Source organism: Streptomyces sp. NPDC048424 (assembly GCF_040651555.1).
Lineage (GTDB): Bacteria > Actinomycetota > Actinomycetes > Streptomycetales > Streptomycetaceae > Streptomyces.
The window spans coordinates 1-21,218 of the sequence record NZ_JBEZKE010000024.1 but is presented as its reverse complement, the minus strand read 5'-3'; the positions used below and the strand labels follow the sequence as shown (position 1 = coordinate 21,218).

The window sequence follows — 21,218 nt, the reverse complement described above, 5'->3', positions numbered from 1 at the left end:
CCCGCGACCCACCCCGACCGACATGCGACGACGAGGACCGGACGACGTGACGACCACAGACACCGATACCGGCACGGGCACCGCCGCCGGCACCTGGCAGAGCCACCACCTCTTCCTGCACTCCACCACCGAAGACACCGACCGCTTCCTGGTCCGGGACGCGGCCCCGCTCCTCGACCGCCTCGTCGCCGCCGGCGAGGCCGACGACTGGTTCTTCATCCGCTACGGGGAGGACGGCCCCCACGTACGGATCCGTGTCCGGACCACCGCGCGGCTCCCCGAACTCCCCGACCTGCTGGCCCACAAGGCGCGGCAGGTGCCCGCCGTGCCCGGCCCGTGGACCTCCCGGCACGGCGAGGTCCGCGCCGTGCCCTACGTACCCGAAACCCGGCGCTACGGCGGACCGCGCGCGCTGCCCGTCGCCGAGGCGGTCTTCGGCGCCTCCACCCGCACCGCCCTCGACGTACTGCGGGCGCTGCCCGCCGCCGGCACGGCCGCGTCCCGGATCACCGCGGCCGCGGACCTGGCGCACACCACCGCGTACGCGCTCGGCATGGACCGGCTCGCCGCCGCACGCTGGCTGCGCGCGCACGCGGCGGGCTGGCGCTGGGTCACCGAGGTGCCGCTGCTGCCCGCCGCCGCGATCCACACCCGCGTCAACACCGTCCACGCGGCCCAGCGCACGACCCTCGGCGCACGCGCCGCCGACCTGCGCGACCGCCTGCGGGAAGGCACGGCGGCGCCCTGGCCGGCGCACTGGGCCGAACACGTCCGGGAGGCCGACGCACGCCTCGACGGCCTGGGGGAGCGGACCCGGGCCGCGGTCTGGGGCTCGCAGCTGCACATGCTGTTCAACCGGCTGGGCGTGAGTCCCGACGAGGAACGGGCCGTGTGCCGGCTGGCCGCACGCACCCTGCTGGAAACCGGCGACGCACCGGCCGGGTTCTTCCCACCCGGTCACACCGCCCCCGACGTGCAGTACCTGGAGCGCAGCAAGTTCCAGATCGGCCGCGGCGAGGACTCGGCACCGCGCCCGTACGCCCCGACCGACGACGACCAACCGGCCACGGCCACGGCCACGGCCACCGTCGCGGCCGCTGCCGCCGAAGTCCCGCTCCCCGCCGATCCGTTGCCCGAGGTGTCCCTGGGCGCCGTCCTCGCCGCCCGCTCCTGCCTCCGCGGCGCCCTCACCGGCCCCCTCGACGCGGGCACGCTCGGCGCGCTGCTGTGGCACTCCCTCACCGAGAGCGGCCGCAGCGAGCAGCGCCTCGCCGACGGCACGACCCGTACCCTGGCCCACCGCCCCTACCCCAGCGCGGGCGCCCTCCACACGGCACGCGTACGCCTGCTCGTCCTCGACGTGGCCGGGCTCCCCGCCGGCACCTACGACTGCGTCCCCGAGCGCCGGACCCTGCGCCGCATCGGCCCGGTGGCACCGCTTGAGGACATCACCGCCCTGTCGACGTACCTCTCGCGCCCGTCGGCCGACCCGGACTGGATCGGCGTCGCCCAGGCACCCGTACTCCTCGCCCTCTACGCCGACCTCGGCCTGCTGCGCCGCCGCTACGGACTGCGCGCGCTGCGCCTGGCCCTGCTGGAAACCGGCCACCTGGCCCAGACCCTGCTGCTCACGGCGTCGGCCCTGGGCCTGGGCGGAACCCCGCTGGGCGGCTTCCACGACGACCTGGCCCACGAACTCCTCGGCCTCCACGACCCGGACCAGCCCCTGCAGTACCTCCTGCCGCTGGGCCGCCGCCCGCACCGGAACACCGGCTGACAACGCCCCCCGCACGGGGGGCCGTTTCCCGCCGAATGTCAGATCTTGCCCACCCTCCCGGTGGCCAGTCGGTAGCGTCGGCCGTCACCACCCGGCCGGAGCCGTGAAGCCGGCCGGGGCCGTCAAGAACCGAGGGAGCGAGTACTGATGGTGAGTGTCGAGACGTCTTTGAAGGAAGCGATGACCTCGATCGAGGGGAGCGTGGGGGCCGCACTGGTCGACTACACGAGCGGCATGGCCCTCGGAACGCTGGGCGGAAGCAAGGACCTCGATCTCACGGTGGCCGCGGCCGGCAACACCGATGTGATCCGGGCCAAGCTCCGCACCATGGAGATGCTGGGCATCGACGAGGAGATCGAGGACGTGCTGATCACCCTCGGCAGCCAGTACCACCTCATCCGGCTGATCAAGGGCCGCGGCGGCAACGGCCTGTTCCTCTACATCGTCCTGGACAAGGGCAGGGCGAACCTGGCCATGGCCAGGCACCAGCTCAAGCGCATCGAGGCGGAACTGGAGCTGTAACCGTCCCCTGCTTCCCGGCTCCGCACGCCCACGAGTTGAAAGACTCTTCAACTCGGCACATCCGAATGTGATCAGCCAAGGGTGGACCGGAGCCAGGGGCGGGAGGATGGAGGCCGGCCGCCAGCTCACGAAAAGCCGAACCGGGTGGGAGTGTTGTCGCATGCAGGTACCGCTGTACCAGGCCAAGGCGGAGTTCTTCCGCATGCTCGGACACCCCGTCCGCATCCGCGTACTGGAACTGCTCCAGAACGGCCCCGTACCCGTACGCGAACTGCTGAACGAGATCGAGATCGAACCGTCCAACCTCTCCCAACAGCTCGCGGTACTGCGCCGGTCCGGCATCGTGGTCTCGATACGGGACGGCTCCACCGTCAGCTACGCCCTCGCCGGCGGTGACGTGGCGGAACTCCTGCGGGCCGCACGGCGCATCCTCACCGAACTGCTGGCGGGGCAGAGCGAGCTGCTCGCCGAACTCCGGCACGCCGACACCTCCGTACCGGCGGGCCCGACCGCACGGTGACCGCCCACCCCGCGGCCGGCCTCCTGTCGATCACAAACCGCACAGCCGGTAAAGCCTTGGCCCCTATGGAGTGAATCCCGCCAGGATTCCGTGACCCTTGGCCGGAGCCTTACATACGTTGGCCCCTCTTCTCGCTCATCACCACAACTGGGGGGCCGGTGCGCAACCACCGACTCGTAATGACCGCTGCCCTCGTGGCAGCCGGTCTCGGCATCATCCCGGGCACCGCGCAGGCGGCGGATCCCGTACCCGTCGCGGCCGGCGTGGCCGAGGCGATAGCCAAGGCAGCCACCTCCGAGGGCTTCCACAGCCCGGCCGACCGCACGATCCGCACCACCCTGCCCGCCGCCGCCGCGGCGAACGGCAAGGCGAACGCCAAGACCGCCGCACCGCAGACCGCCCAGAGCGCGCAGACTGCGGCGGCGGCAGACGCGGCGGCCGCGGCGGACCCGGCAGCCAACCCGGCCCTCGCGGTCGACGTCAGCGGCACCAGCTATACCGCGCACGGCATCGAACTCACCACCCTGATCACGAGCGCCGACTTCGCACTCGACGTCGTCATCGACTGGGGCGACGGGAAGACCGACACGGTCACCGCCCAGGGCACCACCGAACTGCACCACTCGCACACGTACGACAAGTCCGGCGAGTACCAGGTGAAGGTGACGGTCACCGACACCGCCAACGCCGTCCAGGCCGCCAACGGGGGCGCCTTCCTCACCCCCGGCTCCGACTTCACCCCGCACACCCCCACCCGGCTCCTCGACACCCGCGACGGCACCGGCGCACCCGCGCTCAAGGTCCCAGCGCAGGGCTCCGCCCGGGTGAAGATCGCCGGCAACGCCGCCGTCCCGGCCGGCGTCACCGCGGTCGCCCTCAACGTCACGGTCACCGAGACCGTCGACAGCGGGTACGTGACCGCCTGGCCCGGCACCGGCTACGACCGCCCCGGCACCTCCAACCTGAACTACACGGCCGGCCGCTCCGTCCCGAACCTGGTGATCGTGCCGGTCGGCGAGGACGGGTACGTGGAGCTCTACAACGGCGGCCCGCAGCCGGTCGACCTGATCGCCGACGTCACCGGCTACTTCACCCGTGCCTCGGCCGGCGGCTACACCTCGATGACGCCCGCCCGGTTCGTGGACACCCGTGAGGGACTCGGCGCACCCCGGGGCAAGCTCGCCGCGCGCAGCGCGTTCACGACCCGGATCGGCGGCCTGCAGGGCGTGCCCCAGGGCATCACCGCCGTGGCGCTGAACGTCACGGTGACCGAACCCCAGGGGCCGGGCCACCTGACCGCCTTTTCCGGCAGCGGGCCGGTCCCCACGGCGTCGAACCTGAACTTCGTGCCCGGCCAGACGGTGGCCAACGCGGTGATCGTGCCGGTGGCCGCGGACGGCACGATCAAGGTGTTCAACGGGTCCTGGATGCCGGCCCACGTGGTGGTCGACGTCGTCGGCTACTACAGCAAGGACAGCAAGGCCGCCTTCCTGCCCTTCACCCCCTTCCGGACGCTCGACACCCGCGAGGAGGCCTACGGCTGGCCCGGCGGCCGGTTCCGGGCCCGCGAGTACATCACGCAGGGGTTCACGCCCGAGGCCGCGACGGGCGTCGAGGCCTACGTGCTGAACACCACCGTCACCGAGACCGGCGGCACCGGATACCTCTCGGTGGCACCGAGCCCCCACCCGCTGCCGGCCGAAGGCGGACCCGCCGCGCCCACCGCGCCGCGCCCCGGCTCCTCCACCCTGAACTGGACGGCCGGCGAGACCGTCCCGAACCTGGTGCAGGCGAGCGACGGCGACCACGGCGTCATCACCTTCTGGAACCAGGGCTACCAGGACGCCGACCTGGTGCTCGACGTCTTCGGCGTCTACCAGTCGAAGTGATTCCCGCGGGGTGGCCCGTACGGGCGGGCCACCCCGACCGGTGAGGGTGACGGGCGGCAGCGCATTGGAGTGGCCCGCGCCGCCGCCGATGGCGTGGCTGCGGACCGGCTCGCGGCCGCCGCCTAGGGTCGACGGAACCGGGCCGGCACGACCGACGGCCGGCCCCCGCGCACGAGGTGGGTGCATCGTGGAACGCGTCCCGGCCGACTCACACGGACAGGAACCCCCGGCCCCCGCCCGCCGGGTCCGCCGACCGCTGACCCGCGGCCCGCTGCCCCGCGGCCTCGCCGCCCTCACGGGACTGCTGCTCCTGTGCGTGCTGCCCGCGCACGCGGTGGGCGCCACCCAGCCCCACGACGCCCGCCCGCACACCTCCCCGCCGCTGTACGTGTCCGACTACGGCAACGACCGCGTGGTCACCCTGCCCGACGGCGGCGGCCAGAGCACCCTCCCCCTGGACGGCCTGGTACGCCCGACGGGCCTGGCCTTCGACCGTACCGGCAGCCTCTACGTCTCCGACACGGGCAACAACCGCGTGGTGCGGCTGCTCCCCGACGGGGGCGGCCAGTCCACCGTCCCCACCGACGGCCTCTCGCGCCCCCTGGGCCTGGCCGTCGACCCCGTCGGCGACCTCTACATCGCCGACAGCTTCAACGACCGCGTGGTGAAGGTGCCCGCCGACGGCACCGGCCAGACCACCGTCCCCACCACCGGCCTGCTGCACCCCTGGGGCCTGGCCCTGGAACCCGACGGGGACCTCTACGTCTCCGACTTCGTCAACGACCGCGTGGTGAAGGTACCGGCCGACGGCACCGGCCAGACCACCGTCCCCACCACCGGCCTCTCACAGCCCACCGGACTGGCCCTGAGCGCCACGGGAGACCTCTACGTCTCCGACAGCGGCAACAACCGCGTGGTGAGGATCGCCGCCGGCACCGGCACCCAGACCACCGTCCCCACCACCGGCCTGAGCAGCCCGCTCGGCCTCGCGGTCGACCGCCACGCCACCCTCTACGTGGCCGACGGCTTCAACAACCGCGTCCTGCGCGTGCCCCCCGACGGCGCCCAGACCACCCTGGACTCCACCGGCCTCAACACCCCCACCGGCCTGGCCCTCCGCCCGGACACCCGCACCCCGCGGCAGGCCCCGGCGCAGTGACCGCGCACCGGGACTGCGCCCCTCAGGGCTCGCACAGGCGTACGGCGAGGGCGGCGATGTCGTCGTCGAGGCGTCCCCTGCTGTAGCGCAGGAGGTCGCCGTGAAGAGCCGTGAGCAGCTCGCGGGGCGGTGTCGGGGGCTGCCGGCCCATCCAGGCCGCCAGCGGGAAGAACTCGCCGTCACGGGCGCGGGCCTCGGCGATCCCGTCGGTATAGAGGAGCAGCAGGTCCCCGGGGGCGAAATCGAAGGTGTCGACGGTGTAGTGATCACCGATCAACTCCGCGAGGCTGAGCAGCGGCGAGGGGGTGGCGGACTCCAGGACACGGAGTTTCCCGCGGTTCAGGAGCAGTGGCGGGGGGTGCCCGCAGTTGAGGATGTGGATACGACTGCCCTCGCGCGGGATCTCGACGAGCAGGGCCGTGGCGAAGCGTTCCAGCGGCCCGTCGGGGGCGAAGGCGGCGTTGTAACGGGTACTGCTGGCATCCAGCCGGCGCGCGACGTCGACCATGTCGACCTCGCCGTACGCCGCCTCCCGGAAGGCATTGACGATCGCCGCGGCCGCCCCCACCGCCGGCAGACCCTTGCCCCGCACGTCACCGATGAGCAGCCTCACCCCGAACGGCGTGTCGACCACCTCGTAGAAATCCCCGCCGATACGGGCCTCCGCCGCCGCCGCGAGGTACAGCGACTCGATCTCGATGTTCCCGAGGCGGTGCGGCATGGGGCTCAGCACCACCTGCTGCGCCGCGTCGGCGACGAGCCGTACCTGGAAGAGGGTGCGCTCCCGCTGGAGGCGGACATGGCTTCCGTACGCGGCGGCCACGGTGACCGCGATGATCCCCGCGGCCGTCCACCACGTGCCCAGATCGGGGAAGAGGAAGCCGAGGCCGACCATCAGGAAGAGGCACACCGTCCCGAGCAGGACGGTGGGCAGGACCGGCCACATGGCGGCGGCCAGGGCCGGCGCCGCGGGCAGGAGCCGGCTGAAGGCCATCTCCCGCGGAGTGGCGTAGGCCAGGCTGGCGATCACGACGGTCAGAATGACCGGCGACAGTCGTACCAGCCACCCCCGGCCGTAGCGCCGACGCAGCCGCGGCCGTCCAGACTCGATCACACTTCCCAGAATATGTGCGTAATGGGGCATAGCGCTCTGGCGGACAGAGCCGGCTGCCCACCCCCGCTCCACGGCCGGGTGCCGCGCCCCGCCGATCCCACCTGCCATCGCGGACCGAAACTGTCCGCAATCAAGGGCGCTGTGAGGTTGCTCCACCCCTCCGACCGGGTGAAACCGGGGCCCGGCGCGGCGATGAGTGGGCGGGCGATCGCAGGTCTATCTCTTGACGGAGACGACCCACTCACCGGGAGCACGCCATGGGCCTCATCGAAATCGAGCTGTTCGCGACCCTCGACCTCGTCGGGCAGGCGCCCGGCGGCCCCGACGAGGACCCGGCGGGGTTCCCCTTCGGCGGCTGGCAGGCACCCCTGCTGGACGAGGTCGCCGGGGCGCAGGTCGGTGCCGCGTACGAGGGCACGGACGCCCTCCTGCTCGGCCGGCGGACGTACGACATCTTCGCCGCCTACTGGCCCCACCAGAAGGGCGGCGAGGACGGCGAGATCGCCGCGCTCTTCAACAGCGTCCCGAAGTACGTGGCCTCCCGCGGCAGGCCCGACCTCCCGTGGGCCGGGTCCACCCGGATCGGCCCGGACCTCGCCGCCGAGGTGCGCGAGATCCGTGAACGGCACGAGCACGTGAAGGTCGTCGGGAGCCTGGACCTCGTGCAGACCCTCCTGCGCGAGAAGCTCTTCGACCGTCTCGACCTCTGGGTGCACCCGATCGTGCTCGGCGTCGGGAAGAAGGTGTTCGAGGACGGCGCGGTACCCACCAACCTCACGCTCCTCACGCCCCCGGCGGCCGGCCCGAAGGGCACGGTGTACCTGCGCTACGGGCTCGCCGACGGCATCCCCGCCACCGGGGACATGAGCGCACCCGACCGCGGCGTCGCACCCGACGCCTGAGCGCTCACGAAAGCCTGCACGGGCACCGGCACGGGGGGACGTTTTTTGTCCGCGGGACAGAAGCTTTCCCCAGAGCAGCGCCGTGCGCGGTAGCCTCCGCAAAGGGGCCGCATTCCGGAAAAACTTTTCCGAAAGTGCGTGTTCGGGGCGCGCTGCACTCGAAATCAACCGGAATTCGCGGCCCCGTGGGCATCATGCACCTGCCGTCGTCCGCGCACCGCGCACTTCCTGGAGGGACACACGTGAAGGACTCGAAGGACAGGCTGGAAGCACTGCGGGCCGAGATCGAGCGCCGCAACCCCGCACAGCCCGAGTTCCACCAGGCGGTACGGGAGGTCCTCGAGACCCTGGCCCCCGTCTTCACCGCCCGGCCCGAGTACGCCGACCCGGCCGTGGCCCTGGTGGAGCGGCTCACCGAGCCCGAGCGGCAGATCCTCTTCCGCGTCCCGTGGCAGGACGACCGCGGCCGGGTCCACGTCAACCGCGGCTACCGCGTCGAGTTCAACAGTGCGCTCGGCCCGTACAAGGGCGGCCTGCGCTTCCACCCCTCGGTGGACATCGGCGTGGTGAAGTTCCTCGGCTTCGAGCAGATCTTCAAGAACGCGCTGACCGGCCTCGGGATCGGCGGCGGCAAGGGCGGCAGCGACTTCGACCCGCACGGCCGCTCCGACGCCGAGGTCATGCGGTTCTGCCAGTCCTTCATGACCGAGCTGCACCGGCACATCGGAGAGCACACCGACGTGCCCGCCGGGGACATCGGTGTCGGCGGCCGCGAGATCGGCTACCTCTTCGGCCAGTACCGGCGCATCACCAACCGCTGGGAGGCCGGCGTCCTGACCGGCAAGGGGCAGAACTGGGGCGGCTCCGCGATCCGCCCGCAGGCCACCGGCTACGGCAGCGTCCTGTTCGCCGCCGAAATGCTGCACGTGCGCGGCGCATCCCTCGACGGCCTGACCGCGGTGGTCTCCGGCTCCGGAAACGTCGCCCTCTACACCATCGAGAAGCTCCAGCAGCTCGGCGCGAACCCGCTGACCTGCTCCGACTCCCAGGGCTACGTCGTCGACGACAAGGGCATCGACCTCGCCCTGCTCAAGCAGATCAAGGAAGTCGAGCGCGGGCGCGTCAGCGAGTACGCGGCGCGGCGCGGGTCCTCGGCACGGTACGTGCCCGGCGGCCGCGTCTGGGAGGTCCCCGCGGACGCGGCCTTCCCCTCCGCGACACAGAACGAACTCGACGCCCACGACGCCCGCACGCTCGTCGCGAACGGCGTCAAGGCGGTCTCCGAGGGCGCCAACATGCCCACCACCCCCGAGGCCGTACGGATCCTGCAGGACGCCGGGGTCGCCTTCGGGCCCGGCAAGGCCGCCAACGCGGGCGGGGTCGCGGTCAGCGCCCTGGAGATGAGCCAGAACGCCGGCCGGGTGGCCTGGAGCGCGCAGCGGGTGGAGGACGAGCTCGCCGCCATCATGCGCTCCATCCACGCCGTCGCCCACGAGACCGCCGAACGGTACGGCGCCCCGGGCGACTACGTCACCGGCGCGAACATCGCCGGCTTCGAGCGGGTCGCGGACGCGATGCTGGCGCAGGGCGTCATCTGACCCGGCGACCACACCACCCCGCTGTGCTGCCGCACCCGGCGGCAGCACGTGCGGGGGACCGCTCGCGTGACACACTGAATGCCATGCGCCCACCACATGCGTCGGCGAACCCGTGGTGCCGGAAGGACGGGTCCTACCTCTCCCTCTGGTCCAAGGACTCGATCCTGTCGATCGGATCGGTGGGTTCGGTGCTGTCGATCGGGTCCGTCGGCTCGGTGCTGTCGGTCGGCTCGGTGGGCTCGGCCCTCTCCGCCGCGTCCATCGGCTCCTCCCTCTCCCTGCTCTGCGCCGGCTCCTGGCTCAGCACGGGCTCGGTGCTCTCCGCACAGTCCAGCTGGTCGGTGCTCTCCTGGCGCTCACGCGACGGATTCATGACGGCGGGAATCCTCACCGCGGCCACCGCCGCCCTCACCCTGCACACCCTGCATCGCCGCGGCCGGGCGCAGGGCCTGCGTACCCGCTCCTGAAGCCTCTCCGATCTTGTACCGCCCCCTCGGGTAGGGTGACGCGACCGGTTACAGGGGGAGCGGAAGATGAAGTGGCAAGCGGTGCGAGCAGCCGCCGTGTTGGGTGTGTCGGCTCTGCTCGTCACGGGATGCAGCGACTCCGAAGGGGCGAAGGCCTCGGACCGGCCCTCGGCCGCCGCCTCGGCCGCCTCCTCCTCCGCCGCGTCCTCCGCGCCGTCGGCGGAGCCGGTCTCGGCGAAGGCACAGGCCGCCGAGAAGGTGAAGCTCGCCGTCGAGAAGCGCATCTCGGCGGATGAACGGCAGTTCGGTGCGGGGGCGAACTCTCCCTGCTCGACGTCATCGCCCCAGATGTTCACCGCGAAGTGCAAGGCGGCAGCCGCCGCCACGTCCGACGCCGCCGGCCTGGCCCTGACCGAGATCGACGGCCGCCAGGGATTCGCGACGCTCGATTCCGCCGCCCGCAAACTCCAAGCCGCGGTCCGCACCTACGAAACCCTGGGATGCGCCACCGGGCCGACGGCAGCGGACACCCGCACGGCATGCCTGGAACCGGCCGCCGTCATCGCGCAGGGGTTCGCGGACCTGCGCGGCGGGGCCAACGCGGGACTGGCCGGCAGGTAACCCCGGCAGCGACACGGCAGCCGTCGGCGCCGCTCCTCGACACCCGTGCGGCCTATCACGCACACCGGAGCGCCCGAACGACGCCTGTTGATGCCGGGACAGGTGCGCACGCCGTGGTACGGGATACCCGAAGCCATCGGCCGTGATCGCGAAAGGTGCCGCCTGTGTCCCAGGAGCAACGTAAACGCAGGCAGAGGACGCGGCTGCCCGTGAAGGCGGCCCTGCCCGGCGGCCACCCCCACGAGGACAAGGCACCCGTCACCGACAAGGTGGTCTTCGGCGTGACGGCCGTGCTGACCCTGGGCTTCGTGATCTGGGGCGTCACGGCCACCGGCTCGCTGGAGAGCGTCTCCGACACCTTGCTGAACGGCCTGATGCACAACGGCGGCTGGGCGTTCGTCCTGGCCGCCTCGGGGTTCGTCGTCTTCGCGCTCTGGCTCGCCATCAGCCGGTACGGACGCATCGAACTGGGCCAGGAGCACGAGAAACCGGAGTTCAGCACCGTCTCCTGGGTCGCCATGATGTTCAGCGCCGGCATGGGCATCGGCCTGATGTTCTACGGCGTCAGCGAACCCCTCGCGCACTTCACCACCCCGCCGCCGGGCACCGACCCCGCCGACTCGGCGGACGCCATGCAGACGGCGCTCGCCACCACGCTCTTCCACTGGACGCTGCATCCGTGGGCCATCTACGCGGTGGTCGGCCTGGCCATCGCGTACAGCACCTTCCGGCGCCGCAGACGCCAGACGATCAGCGCCGTCTTCGTCCCGCTCCTGGGGAAGGAGCGCGCCGAGGGCGCACCCGGCCGGGTGATCGACATCCTGGCGATCTTCGCCACCCTGTTCGGCTCCGCGACGTCGCTTGGACTCGGCGCGCTCCAGATCGGCAGCGGCATGCACGAGGTGGGCTGGCTGAGCAAGGCCGGGACGGGGCTGCTCGTCGCCATCATCGGCGTGCTGACCGTCTGCTTCGTCTTCTCCGCCGTCTCCGGCGTGGAGAAGGGCATCCAGTGGCTCTCCAACATCAACATGGTGCTGGCCGTCATCCTCGCGGCCTTCGTGTTCGTCGTCGGCCCCACCATCCTGGTCCTCGACCTGATCCCCACCTCCCTCGCCGCGTACTTCGAGGAACTGCCCCAGCTGATCGGCCGCACCGAGGCGTCCACCGGCGGCGGTGACGTCGCCGAATGGCTGAGCAGCTGGACGGTCTTCTACTGGGCCTGGTGGATCTCCTGGACGCCGTTCGTCGGCATGTTCATCGCCCGCATCAGCCGGGGCCGTACGATCCGTCAGTTCGTCGGCGGAGTCATCCTGGTGCCCAGCACCGTGAGCCTGGTCTGGTTCGCCATCTTCGGTGGTACGGCCATGCACCTGAAGGAGCAGGGAAACCTCACCGGCGCGACCACGCCCGAGGCGCAACTCTTCGGCGTGCTCCAGGAGTTCCCGATCGCGGGCGTGATGAGCCTGCTGGTGATGGTCCTGGTCGGCATCTTCTTCGTCTCCGGCGCCGACGCGGCGTCGATCGTGATGGGCACCCTCTCCCAGCGGGGCACCTTCGAACCCGCCCGGTTCATCGTCGTCTTCTGGGGCGTGGTCACCGGTGGCGTGGCGGCCGTGATGCTGCTCGTCGGCGAGGGCAAGGGCGACGCCCTCGCGGGCCTGCAACACCTGACGATCCTGGTCGCGGCCCCGTTCGTCCTGGTGATGATCGGCATGTGCTGGGCCCTCTTGCGCGACCTCCGCCAGGACCCGCTGATCGTCCGCAGCGAACTCGCCGAGGAGGCGGTGGAGGAAGCCGTGATCGCGGGCCACGAGAAGTACGCGGGCGAGTTCGAGATCCGCATCGGCCCCTCCCCGGACGAACCCCCCGGCAAAACCAACGACCGCGACCCCAAGAACCCGGACCCCCCACCCCCAACCCCCTGACGGGCAAACCCACCCCAGCCCAGCGTCCGGGGTGGCGGACCGGAACCGCCGTGATGGCCGGCACGGCCGTGCCGGCCTGTGGGGGGACCCCCGCCGGGGCGGGCGCCGCTCGGCGGGAGACCTGTCGATTTCGTCAGCTACTACGACTGCCCTTCAGCGTGCTGGGGGTCAGGAGCCGGCGTTGACGCTCGCCGAGGCGATCGTCCCCGTGCCCGCACCCCACTTGTCGAGTGCCTTCTGGTACGAACCGTCGGCGATGCTGGCCGCCAGCGCGGCCTTGAGGGCGTCGCGCAGTTCGGGGTTGTCCTTGGCCACGGCGATCCCGAAGGGCCCGGCCCCGATCTGGTTGCCGACGACCTCGAAGGCGTTTCCGCCGTCGGCCTTGAGGGCCAGGTGGGCGGCCACGGGGTAGTCGTTGATCCCGGCGACGGCGCCGCCCGCCTTGACGCGTGTCTGCGCCTCGGCGTCGGTCGGGAAGGACTCGATCGCGATGGCCGGCTTCCCGGCGGCCTCGCACTCCTTCGACCGGGTCCTGGCCACCTCCTCGAAGGTGGTGCCCCGCTGTACGGCGGTCCTCTTCCCGCAGAGATCGGCGATGGAGCCGATCTGCTGGGGGTTGCCCTTCTGGACGTAGACGACGGAGCCCGCGACGAAGTAGTCGACGAAGTCGACGCCGTTGCCGGTCTTCTGCCCCTTGTCGTCCAGACCCTGCTGGCGGGCCGAGGTGTCGGACATCGACGACATCACGACGTCCTGCCGTCCGGAGTTGAGGGAGGTGACGAGGCTGTCGAAGGTGCCGCTGGTGAAGACGAACCTCACGCCCAGATGCCTGCCGAGCGCTTCGGCGACGTCCGGGTCGACACCGACGATCTTTCCGTTCTCGATGAACTCCATCGGGGCGTACGTGGCGTCCGTGCCGACCTTGATGACACCGGCCGCCCGGATGTCCGCGGGCAGCTTGGCGAACAGGGGAGCGTCGCTCTTCGCGGCGCCGGCTCCGTCGGCGCCGGGGCTGCGGCCCGCCTCGGTCTGGTCGCCGCAGGCACCCAGCAGCAGGACGGCGCTGGTTGCGGCGAGGACGGCGGCGAGCGTCCGTCGGGTCGTTGTGCGTGCGGCCATGGCTGTGCTCTCTCTCGGGGACGGTGTGCGGGGGAAAAGGGCGCGGGGGAGCGCGGGGAAAGGCGCGCGGGGAAGGGGACCGTGGGGAAGGGGAGCGTGGGGGCGCCGGGCGGAACGCCGGGCCCGCCCGGTGTCTCAGGCGACGACGCGCAGGCGCGTCACGCCCAGGTCGAGCGCACCGCGGACGTGGCCGTTCGGCGCGGCCGCGGTCCGCTGGAGGAACCGGACGACCTCGGCGGTGATGACCTCGCCCGGCAGGACGTTGGGGATGCCCGGCGGGTACGCGGCCAGCGTGTCCGCGGAGATCCGTCCGACGGCCTCTTCCGCGGCAACGACCCGGGCGGGACTCAGGAACGCCTCGCGGGCGGTGAGTTTCGCAGGACCGGGCTCCGGCAGCCGCAGCACGCCCCCGGCGACGCCCGCCGAGTCGGTCAGCGGGGAGGGCAGGGTGTGCAGCGCTTCGACGAACCGGTCGGTGTCGGGGGCGGACCCCGCACCGATCACGGCGACGATCGCCGCGTCGGTCGCCACCTCGACCATGATCTGGTGGTCCCGGAAGAGCCGTCGCCTGGCCTCGTGGCCCGCGATCCCGCCGGCGCGGGTGTCGATCGCGATCCGCAGCGGATCGGCGCCGACGATGTCCGGGAAGGCGTGGAACCCGTCGCTCACCACCGTGAAGCGGCCCAGCGCGCGCACCACGCCCCGCACCGTGTCCGCGGCCTCGACCGAGCCGCCCGTCCCCTGCGCACCGGTGACCAGACTCCTGCGGGCGAGATCCAGCGACGCCGTCAGCAGGGCACTCGCACTGGTGGACTGGACGAGCCGGAACGCCCGGTCCACCAGCGGCTCGAGCCGGTCCGCGAAGGGCCCCTCCGCCAGGTGCAGCATCGCCGACTGCGTCAGGCTGCCCGCCAGCTTGTGCGTACTGGAGGTCGCCAGGTCGGCGCCCAGGGACAGCGCACGCGCGGGAAGCCCGGGATGGAAACCGAAGTGCGATCCCCACGCCTCGTCGACGATCAGCGGGACTCCCGCGGCATGGGCGGCGTCCGCGATGGCACGCACGTCGGCGACCGCCCCGAAGTAGCTGGGGGAGACGATGTACACGGCGGCCGCGTCCGGAGTCCGCTCGAGCGCCGCCGCCACGTCCGCGGCGCTCACCCCGTGGGCGATGCCCTGCTCGGGGTCGACGGACGGCTGGACGAACACGGCGTCCATGCCGGACAGCACCAGCCCGTCGATCACGCTGGAGTGCACACTGCGCTGCACGACGAGCGTGCGCCCCAGCGCGGGGGCGACCATCGAGGCGATCTGATTGCCCTGCGAAGCGCCGTTCGTCAGGAACCACGTGCGCCGCGCGCCCCAGGCCTCGGCCGCCAGCTCCAGGGCCCGGTCCAGCGGGGTGTCCGGGCCGAGGTCGATGCCGTCGAGCAGCGGCGGGAAGTCCAGGGCCGTGATCCGCGGCCCGAAGAAACCGGCGAGGTCCGAGCCGGGCGTCGCGGCGTGGCCGGGGACGTTCAGCCTCAGCCAGTCCCGTCCGGCATGGCGCAGCACCGCCTCGGCGTACGGTGCGCACAGCTGGCCGGCGCCGACGCCGGGGCCGGTGGGGGAGTGGGTGCGCTGATCGGTGGTTCTCATGTTCACCCGGGGAGCGTGACAGCCCCCGAGCCATCGAAGAAGGGTGGACTTTTCGTTACCCCTCCATAGGATGTCTATATGCTCGACGTCAGGCATCTGCAGGTACTGCGCTCCATCGCGCAGGAGGGCTCGCTCGCCGCCGCCGGCCGCGCACTGCACTACAGCCAGCCCACGATCACCCACCACCTCGCCGCCCTGGAAGCCCACTTCGACGCCCGCCTCGTCCAGCGCGGACCGCGCGGCGCCACGCTGACCGAACTCGGCGAAGCCCTGCTGCCGCACGCCGAGGCCGTGCTCGAGCGACTGCGCCAGGCCGAGCTGGAGGTGCGCGGCCTCGCCGAGCGCGGCACGCGCACCCTGCACATCGGCACGTTCCCCACCGCGGGCGCCCTGCTGCTGGCGCCCGCGGTCAAGCGCCTCCACCGCCAAGGGGTGCACATCTCCCTCACCGAAGGCGAACTTCCGCTGCTGCTGCGCGGGTTGCGCGCCAGGGAGCTCGATGCCGCCCTCGTCTTCTCCCAGCCCGGCGACCGCCTCGACCTCGAAGAGGACTTCGAGGTCCACCCCCTGCTGGCCGATCCGCTCCTCCTGGTCATGCCGGAGGACCACCCGTGCGCATCGCTGGACCGGGTCCCCCTCGCCGAACTGCGCGACACCGCGTGGGTGGGCGCCGCCGACCCCCACGACCCCTGCGACCGCGTGCTCGCCTGGGCGTGCGCCCAGGAGGGGTACGAGCCCCTGCACGTGATGCGCACCGACGACTACGCGGTCGTCCAGGGCCTCGTGGCGGCGGGCACGGGCGTCGCCCTCGTCCCGCGCCTCGCCCTCGGGTACCACCGGCCCGACCTGGCGGTACGCCCCCTGGCCCACCCCGACCTCGCCCGCGAGATCAGCGTCGCCTTACTGCGGTCCACCTCGGCCGGCGCCGCCCAGGAACTGATCGCGGCGCTGCGGGAGCAGGCCGCACTGATCACACAGCGCTGGGCCGCGGAATGACCCCCGCGGTCCGGGGAATGCGCCGCCCCGTCAGAAACGGAACACGCCGAGGTCCCGTACCGTGCCGGCCAGCGCGCGGATGAGGTCGTTCTCGGCCTCGGTCCGCCAGACCAGGGCGAAACGCATCGTCGCCATGTCGGGAAGGGGAAGCCAACGGATGTTCGGCATGCCCCAGTGCCGGGTGACATGGCCGGGGAAGGTGTGGATGATCTCGCCCATGCCGACGTGGTTGATCAGCTGATCGGCGTTGTCCGATGCCGCGGACGTGATCCGCTCGATCGAGCGGCCCCGTGGGGTGTGGAAGGGCAGGTAGCTGTCCTCCCAGTAGTCCGGCAGGCCCTGGGCGGTGCCGTGCGGGAAGTCGGCGAGCAGCTCCAGCGGCACCGAGTCCCGCTCCGCGAGCCGGTGATCGGCGGCCACCGCGAGGATCCGCGAATCGGTGCACAGGGTCGGTCCGACGGTGAAGTCCGGTTCCTCCACCGGCAGCCAGGCGACGATCACGTCCATCGCACCGCTGCGCAGCTGGCCGAACACATCGGTGAAGGTCGCCTGGCGGATCTGGAGTCCCCAGTGCGGATACCGCGCGCGGAACGCCTTCCAGTAGGGGTACAGATCCACGACGTTGAAGGGCATCAGGTGGACGCGGAGCTCCGCCGTGATGCCGCGGGCCGCCAGCTGGGCCCGCTCCAGGGACTCGTGCAGGCCCGCGTAGACCGGCTGCAGATCGTCGCGGAACTGGCGGCCGATCTCCGTCAGACGCACCGTGCGGCTGGTGCGGGCGAACAGCTCGGCACCGATGCGCCGTTCCTGCTTCTTGATGGCCTGGCTGACACGCGCCTGGGAGACGTGCAGCCGCTGAGCGGTCCGCCCGAAGTGCAGCTCCTCGGCCAGCACCAGGAAGATCTCGATGTCCCGCAGCTCCACCGGCCCCCGGCCCTTCGTCGATAAGCCAACGGTTATCGAACCGCGCACAAATGTTCCTTGATCTTACGTGCGAACCACAAGATCGTTTAAGGCATGCAGTCACGCGTGCGACACCCCCCATCCGCAGGCCCATGAGCGACGCCGTCGACCTGAGCGTCACGTACGCGATGCACGCTGCCCTGCGCCGCGAACTGGCCCACCTGGACCGGATCACCACCGCCGCGGACCGTGACCCGAGGCAGGTGCTGGCCACCGCCGCCGGCTGGACGCTGTTCAAGAAGGCACTCCACGCCCACCACACGGCCCAGGACGACGCACTGTGGCCGCCGCTGCGCCAGAACCTGGCCGGCCGGCCGAAAGACCTGGCGCTGCTGGAGGTGATGGAAGCCGAACACGCCGCCATCACCCCGGTGATCGAGGCCATCGACGGCGCACTGACCGACCCCGGAGCCGGCTCGCTGCGGCTGGGCCAGCTCGCCGACGCACTGACCCGCGGCCTGGCCGGCCACCTCCAGCACGAGGAGGAAACGGCGCTCCCGCTGGTCCAACGGATGCTGACAGCCGAACAGTGGGGCCACTTCAGCCGGGTCCAGGCCCGGCACATCGACCGGGACGCACCGCTGCTGCTGCCGTGGCTGCTGGACGGCGCCGACGCACCGACAGCGGCCGGGCTCCTCGCCCGGCTGCCCGCACCCGCGTACGCCGCCTGCACCACCCGGTGGATCCCGGCCTACGCCGCCCTCGACCGCTGGAGTCAGCGCACCACGGCCTGACGCAGCCTCATCAGCCGCCGCCCGGCGCCCCGTCGGCCGACCACGAAAGCCATCACCTTGCCCGAACCCGCACACGTCATGGAGCTCCGGCACGTCTCGGTCGCCGAGGCCGCCACCCTCCCCACCCTCCCCCCCACCACCACAGAAACGAGAAACACGACATGCGCGTGCTGTTGATGGCATACGGATCGCGCGGCGACATCGCGCCGCTGGCGGCCCTGGCGGCGCAGTTGCGAACACTCGGCGCGCAAGTACGCGTGTGCGCACCGCCCGACGAGGAGTTCGCGGAACTGCTGGCCGGCGTCGGCGCCGAACTGGTGCCCTTCGGACGGGACGTCCGCGCGCTGCGCACGGGAGCACCGCCGTCGGACGCGGCCGCCTTCGCGGCCGAGCTCGTCGCCGCGCACTTCGACACGGTCGCCAGGGCGGCCGAGGACTGTGACGTGCTGGTGGCGAGCGGCCTGATGCCGGCCGGCGCCCGCTCGGTCGCCGAGAAACTGGGCATCCGCTACGTGTACGCCGGCTTCCACCCGTTCGAGATGCCCTCCGCGCACTACCGGCCCTCGCCGCGGCCCGGCCCGCCCGCTCCGCCCGACATGACCGACCACCAGGCCCTGTGGGACCTGGACGCCCAGAAGGTCAACGCCCTCTACCTCAAGCCCCTCAACGCCCACCGTACGGCGATCGGCCTCGCACCGGTGGACAACGTCCGCGACCACGTCCTCACCGAACGGCCGTGGCTGGCCGCGGACCCGGTCCTGGGCCCGTGGCAGCACCTGACCGACCTCGACCTCGTACAGACCGGCGCATGGATCCTGCCCGACGAACGCCCCCTGCCCGCCGACCTGGAAGCGTTCCTGGACGCCGGCACCCCACCGGTGTACGTCGGGTTCGGCAGCATGCCCATGAGCACGGCCACCGACATCGCCCGCACGACCGTCGAGGCGGCCCGCGCGCAGGGCCGCCGCGTGCTCGTCTCCCGCGGCTGGGCAGACCTGGGCCTGTCGGACGACGCGGACGACTGCTTCGCCGTCGGCGACGTCAACCACCAGTCCCTGTTCCGCCGCGTCGCGGCCGTCGTACACCACGGCGGCGCCGGCACCACGACCACCGCCGCCCGAGCCGGTGCACCCCAGGTGGTGGTACCCCAGTTCGTGGACCAGCCGCACTGGGCCGCCCGCGTGGCCGACCTGGGCATCGGCGCGGCACACGACGGCCCCACCCCGACCTTCGCATCCCTGTCAGCCGCACTCAGGACCGCCCTGACCCCCGAGACGCAAGCACGGGCGAAGGCCGTCGCCGACACGATCCGCACCGACGGGACGGCGGTGGCCGCGAAGCTGCTCCTCGACACGGGGCACGCCGCGCCGGTCAGCCGCGAACTGATCTCCATGATCGCCCACGCCGACCACCCGATAAAGTCCCCGCTCGCCGACGAATCGGTCGCCCTGCTGCTCGAACGCGGCCTGCCGCGTGGCGACGAGCGCGTGCTCGACCTCGGATGCGGCACGGCGGAATGGCTCTTGCGCGCCCTGGCCACGCGCCCGCGGCTGCACGCCGAGGGCGTCGACGTCTCCGAAGCCGCCCTGACGCAGGCCCGCCGGACAGCGAGCGGACTCGGAGTCGACGAGCGCCTGCTCCTCCACCGACAGGAGGCCGCGGACTTCGTCTCCGCGCAGCCGTTCGACCTGGTGATCAGCGTCGGCGCCACGCACGCCTTCGGCGGCCTTCTCCCCACCCTCGCGGCGGCCCGCGAGCACCTGGCTCCCGGCGGCCGCGTCCTGATCGGCGAGGCGTTCTGGGACCGTACCCCTTCACCCGAGGCCGTCGAGATGTTCGGTGACCTCGCCGACCTGGCGACCACGGTGGACCTCGTCGTCGCCGACGGATGGACCCCCGTCCACGGCCATGTCAGCACCCGCAGTGAGCTGGACGCCTACGAGTGGGCCTGCTGGGGCACGCTGGCCGCATGGGCCCTGGACCACCCCGAGGATCCGGCCGCCGCACAGGTGCTGGAGACGGCCACCACCCAGCGCTCGGAGTGGCTGCACACGTACCGGGACAGCTTCGGCTTCCTCTGCCTGGTCCTGCGCCGGACATCGGACTGATCCCGTAGGGCCGAGCCGAGCCGACCCGTTCCCCGGCCCTGCACCGGCTCGCCGAGCCGGAGCCCCGTCATGGCCGCCGCCGAACCGCGGCGGCCGGAAAGTGAGCACACAGATGCAACCGACGTACGTACTGGTCCACGGAGCCTTCGCGAACTCCTTCTCCTTCGCGCCCCTCCAGGGCGAACTCGGCCTCCTCGGGCACCGTTCGGTCGCCGTCGACCTGCCCGGCCACGGCTTCCAGGCGACCTTCACCCCCGCCTACCAGGCGCCGCAGGATCCCGGAGGCCTCGCCACCGCGCCCGGCGCGATCAAGGGCGTCACGCTCGCCGACAACGCCGCGCACCTGATCGGGATCCTGGAACGGGCCAAGCGCAACGGCCCCGTGATCCTCGTCTCCCACAGCCGCGGCGGCATCACGGCCACGGCCGCGGCCAACGCGCGCCCGGACCTGATCGACCGCATCGTCTACGTCTCGGCCTGGTGCCCGGTCCGTCTCGACGTCGGCGACTACTACGCCGAGCCGGAGATGGCCGGGGTCGACCCCGCCGCCTTCGCCTCGGCGCTGGCCGGCAACCCTGCCGACCTCGGCCTGCTCCGCGTCAACTTCCGCACCGCGAACCCGGACGCGCTCGCGGCGTTCAAGGCGGCCTTCTTCGCCGACGGCACCGACGAGCAGTTCCTCGCCTTCCTGAACACCTTCCAGCCCGACGAGAACCTGGACGCCGGCGGCCCCGCCGACCGGGCGCAGGCCGCGACCTGGGGCCGTATACCGAGGACCTACATCCGCCTGGCCGACGACGCGAGCCTGCCCCTCGCCCTCCAGGACCGGCTGATCCGCGAGGGCGACGAGCTGACGCCGGACAACCCGTACGACGTCCGCACGCTGGAGGGCAGCCACCTGAAGTGGCTGGTCGACCCGGCGCCGGCAGCCCGCGCCCTGGGCGAACTCGCCACGCTCTCGTAACGCGGGGTAGCCGCTCGGGCAGCCCGCCGTGACGGGCGGCGGGCCGTACCGGCACCAGGGGGCCTGTCACGCGCCTGTGACAGTCGGCGGACAGCGTCGTGAAGTGCGGAGGTCAGTCTTTTAACCAGACGGACAAAACAGACATTTCACCACTGTCCTTCGATTCTTTCCCCCACCCCCTATTTATTGGAGTAATTCTCATGGC

18 protein-coding genes and 1 pseudogene are annotated in these 21,218 nt (G+C 72.0%); 15 read left to right on the top strand and 4 right to left on the bottom strand.

Features of this window, described 5'->3' with window-relative positions; genetic code table 11:
* The first annotated feature begins 46 nt into the window (after positions 1-46).
* The 5 genes from AB0D29_RS28245 to AB0D29_RS28225 all read left to right on the top strand — a co-directional run bounded on the left by AB0D29_RS28245 (position 47) and on the right by AB0D29_RS28225 (position 5,867).
* Positions 47-1,777 carry a thiopeptide-type bacteriocin biosynthesis protein gene (locus AB0D29_RS28245; protein WP_362858072.1) on the top strand — a complete coding sequence of 577 codons (1,731 nt, stop codon included), beginning with the start codon at positions 47-49 and terminating at the stop codon, positions 1,775-1,777.
* Positions 1,778-1,924: 147 nt separating this feature from the next.
* Positions 1,925-2,299 (top strand): hypothetical protein, encoded by a 375-nt coding sequence (locus AB0D29_RS28240; protein WP_362858070.1) that lies wholly within the window; start codon positions 1,925-1,927, stop codon positions 2,297-2,299.
* A 160-nt stretch (positions 2,300-2,459) separates the two neighbouring features.
* Positions 2,460-2,819, top strand: coding sequence for a metalloregulator ArsR/SmtB family transcription factor (locus tag AB0D29_RS28235; RefSeq protein ID WP_362858069.1), 360 nt, complete (start codon positions 2,460-2,462; stop codon positions 2,817-2,819).
* A gap of 179 nt (positions 2,820-2,998) precedes the next feature.
* Entirely contained in the window at positions 2,999-4,708 is a 1,710-nt protein-coding gene (locus AB0D29_RS28230) for a PKD domain-containing protein (RefSeq protein WP_362858068.1), read from the top strand.
* Between the two features lie 319 nt (positions 4,709-5,027).
* Complete coding sequence (locus AB0D29_RS28225; RefSeq protein ID WP_362858179.1) at positions 5,028-5,867, top strand: hypothetical protein; 840 nt, start codon at positions 5,028-5,030, stop codon at positions 5,865-5,867.
* A gap of 22 nt (positions 5,868-5,889) precedes the next feature.
* Here the strand turns inward: AB0D29_RS28225 and AB0D29_RS28220 are convergent, their stop codons facing one another.
* Complete coding sequence (locus AB0D29_RS28220) at positions 5,890-6,981, bottom strand: PP2C family protein-serine/threonine phosphatase (RefSeq protein WP_362858067.1); 1,092 nt, start codon at positions 6,979-6,981, stop codon at positions 5,890-5,892.
* A 257-nt stretch (positions 6,982-7,238) separates the two neighbouring features.
* Between AB0D29_RS28220 and AB0D29_RS28215 the strand changes: the two genes are divergently transcribed.
* The 5 genes from AB0D29_RS28215 to AB0D29_RS28195 all read left to right on the top strand — a co-directional run bounded on the left by AB0D29_RS28215 (position 7,239) and on the right by AB0D29_RS28195 (position 12,494).
* Positions 7,239-7,883: a dihydrofolate reductase family protein gene (locus AB0D29_RS28215; RefSeq protein WP_362858065.1), complete on the top strand. Its 645-nt coding sequence runs from the start codon at positions 7,239-7,241 to the stop codon at positions 7,881-7,883.
* 242 nt (positions 7,884-8,125) lie between these two features.
* On the top strand, positions 8,126-9,481 hold the full coding sequence (gene gdhA / locus AB0D29_RS28210; protein WP_362858063.1) for an NADP-specific glutamate dehydrogenase: 1,356 nt from the start codon (positions 8,126-8,128) through the stop codon (positions 9,479-9,481).
* An 83-nt stretch (positions 9,482-9,564) separates the two neighbouring features.
* Positions 9,565-9,948, top strand: coding sequence for a hypothetical protein (locus AB0D29_RS28205; RefSeq protein ID WP_362858062.1), 384 nt, complete (start codon positions 9,565-9,567; stop codon positions 9,946-9,948).
* A 66-nt stretch (positions 9,949-10,014) separates the two neighbouring features.
* A complete protein-coding gene (locus AB0D29_RS28200; RefSeq protein WP_362858060.1) occupies positions 10,015-10,569 on the top strand; it encodes a hypothetical protein in 555 nt (184 codons plus the stop codon).
* Positions 10,570-10,772: 203 nt separating this feature from the next.
* Positions 10,773-12,494, top strand: a complete 1,722-nt coding sequence (locus AB0D29_RS28195; RefSeq protein WP_362858178.1) for a BCCT family transporter — start codon at positions 10,773-10,775, stop codon at positions 12,492-12,494.
* 168 nt (positions 12,495-12,662) lie between these two features.
* On the opposite strand, the gene AB0D29_RS28190 is transcribed toward AB0D29_RS28195, so the two are convergent.
* Together AB0D29_RS28190 and AB0D29_RS28185 are read right to left on the bottom strand one after the other, a co-directional pair.
* A complete protein-coding gene (locus AB0D29_RS28190) occupies positions 12,663-13,613 on the bottom strand; it encodes an ABC transporter substrate-binding protein (RefSeq protein WP_362858058.1) in 951 nt (316 codons plus the stop codon).
* A 135-nt stretch (positions 13,614-13,748) separates the two neighbouring features.
* Complete coding sequence (locus AB0D29_RS28185) at positions 13,749-15,248, bottom strand: amino acid decarboxylase (RefSeq protein ID WP_362858177.1); 1,500 nt, start codon at positions 15,246-15,248, stop codon at positions 13,749-13,751.
* A gap of 78 nt (positions 15,249-15,326) precedes the next feature.
* On the opposite strand from AB0D29_RS28185, the gene AB0D29_RS28180 reads away from it, so the two are divergent.
* A complete protein-coding gene (locus tag AB0D29_RS28180; protein WP_362858056.1) occupies positions 15,327-16,244 on the top strand; it encodes a LysR family transcriptional regulator in 918 nt (305 codons plus the stop codon).
* A 30-nt stretch (positions 16,245-16,274) separates the two neighbouring features.
* Here AB0D29_RS28180 and AB0D29_RS28175 read toward each other — a convergent pair whose 3' ends face one another.
* On the bottom strand, positions 16,275-17,168 hold the full coding sequence (locus tag AB0D29_RS28175; protein WP_362858055.1) for a LysR family transcriptional regulator: 894 nt from the start codon (positions 17,166-17,168) through the stop codon (positions 16,275-16,277).
* Between the two features lie 131 nt (positions 17,169-17,299).
* Between AB0D29_RS28175 and AB0D29_RS28170 the strand changes: the two genes are divergently transcribed.
* From AB0D29_RS28170 to AB0D29_RS28155, 4 genes and pseudogenes are all read left to right on the top strand, one after another.
* On the top strand, positions 17,300-17,941 hold the full coding sequence (locus AB0D29_RS28170) for a hemerythrin domain-containing protein (protein ID WP_362858054.1): 642 nt from the start codon (positions 17,300-17,302) through the stop codon (positions 17,939-17,941).
* A gap of 161 nt (positions 17,942-18,102) precedes the next feature.
* Positions 18,103-19,293: pseudogene (locus tag AB0D29_RS28165) on the top strand (glycosyltransferase); the annotation flags it as partial.
* Between the two features lie 39 nt (positions 19,294-19,332).
* Positions 19,333-20,049 (top strand): class I SAM-dependent methyltransferase, encoded by a 717-nt coding sequence (locus AB0D29_RS28160; protein WP_362858176.1) that lies wholly within the window; start codon positions 19,333-19,335, stop codon positions 20,047-20,049.
* Between the two features lie 112 nt (positions 20,050-20,161).
* A complete protein-coding gene (locus tag AB0D29_RS28155; RefSeq protein WP_362858052.1) occupies positions 20,162-21,013 on the top strand; it encodes an alpha/beta hydrolase in 852 nt (283 codons plus the stop codon).
* The last annotated feature ends 205 nt before the right edge of the window (positions 21,014-21,218 follow it).

Excerpts from the sequence above, each read along its gene's own strand:
- AB0D29_RS28240 (WP_362858070.1), top strand. The coding sequence starts at position 1,925 with ATGGTGAGTGTCGAGACGTCTTTGAAGGAAGCGATGACCTCGATCGAG.
- AB0D29_RS28235 (WP_362858069.1), top strand. The coding sequence starts at position 2,460 with ATGCAGGTACCGCTGTACCAGGCCAAGGCGGAGTTCTTCCGCATGCTC.
- AB0D29_RS28230 (WP_362858068.1), top strand. The coding sequence starts at position 2,999 with ATGACCGCTGCCCTCGTGGCAGCCGGTCTCGGCATCATCCCGGGCACC.
- AB0D29_RS28215 (WP_362858065.1), top strand. The coding sequence starts at position 7,239 with ATGGGCCTCATCGAAATCGAGCTGTTCGCGACCCTCGACCTCGTCGGG.
- AB0D29_RS28205 (WP_362858062.1), top strand. The coding sequence starts at position 9,565 with ATGCGCCCACCACATGCGTCGGCGAACCCGTGGTGCCGGAAGGACGGG.
- AB0D29_RS28200 (WP_362858060.1), top strand. The coding sequence starts at position 10,015 with ATGAAGTGGCAAGCGGTGCGAGCAGCCGCCGTGTTGGGTGTGTCGGCT.
- AB0D29_RS28190 (WP_362858058.1), bottom strand. The coding sequence starts at position 13,613 with ATGGCCGCACGCACAACGACCCGACGGACGCTCGCCGCCGTCCTCGCC.
- AB0D29_RS28185 (WP_362858177.1), bottom strand. The coding sequence starts at position 15,248 with ATGAGAACCACCGATCAGCGCACCCACTCCCCCACCGGCCCCGGCGTC.
- AB0D29_RS28180 (WP_362858056.1), top strand. The coding sequence starts at position 15,327 with ATGCTCGACGTCAGGCATCTGCAGGTACTGCGCTCCATCGCGCAGGAG.
- AB0D29_RS28170 (WP_362858054.1), top strand. The coding sequence starts at position 17,300 with ATGAGCGACGCCGTCGACCTGAGCGTCACGTACGCGATGCACGCTGCC.
- AB0D29_RS28160 (WP_362858176.1), top strand. The coding sequence starts at position 19,333 with ATGATCGCCCACGCCGACCACCCGATAAAGTCCCCGCTCGCCGACGAA.
- AB0D29_RS28155 (WP_362858052.1), top strand. The coding sequence starts at position 20,162 with ATGCAACCGACGTACGTACTGGTCCACGGAGCCTTCGCGAACTCCTTC.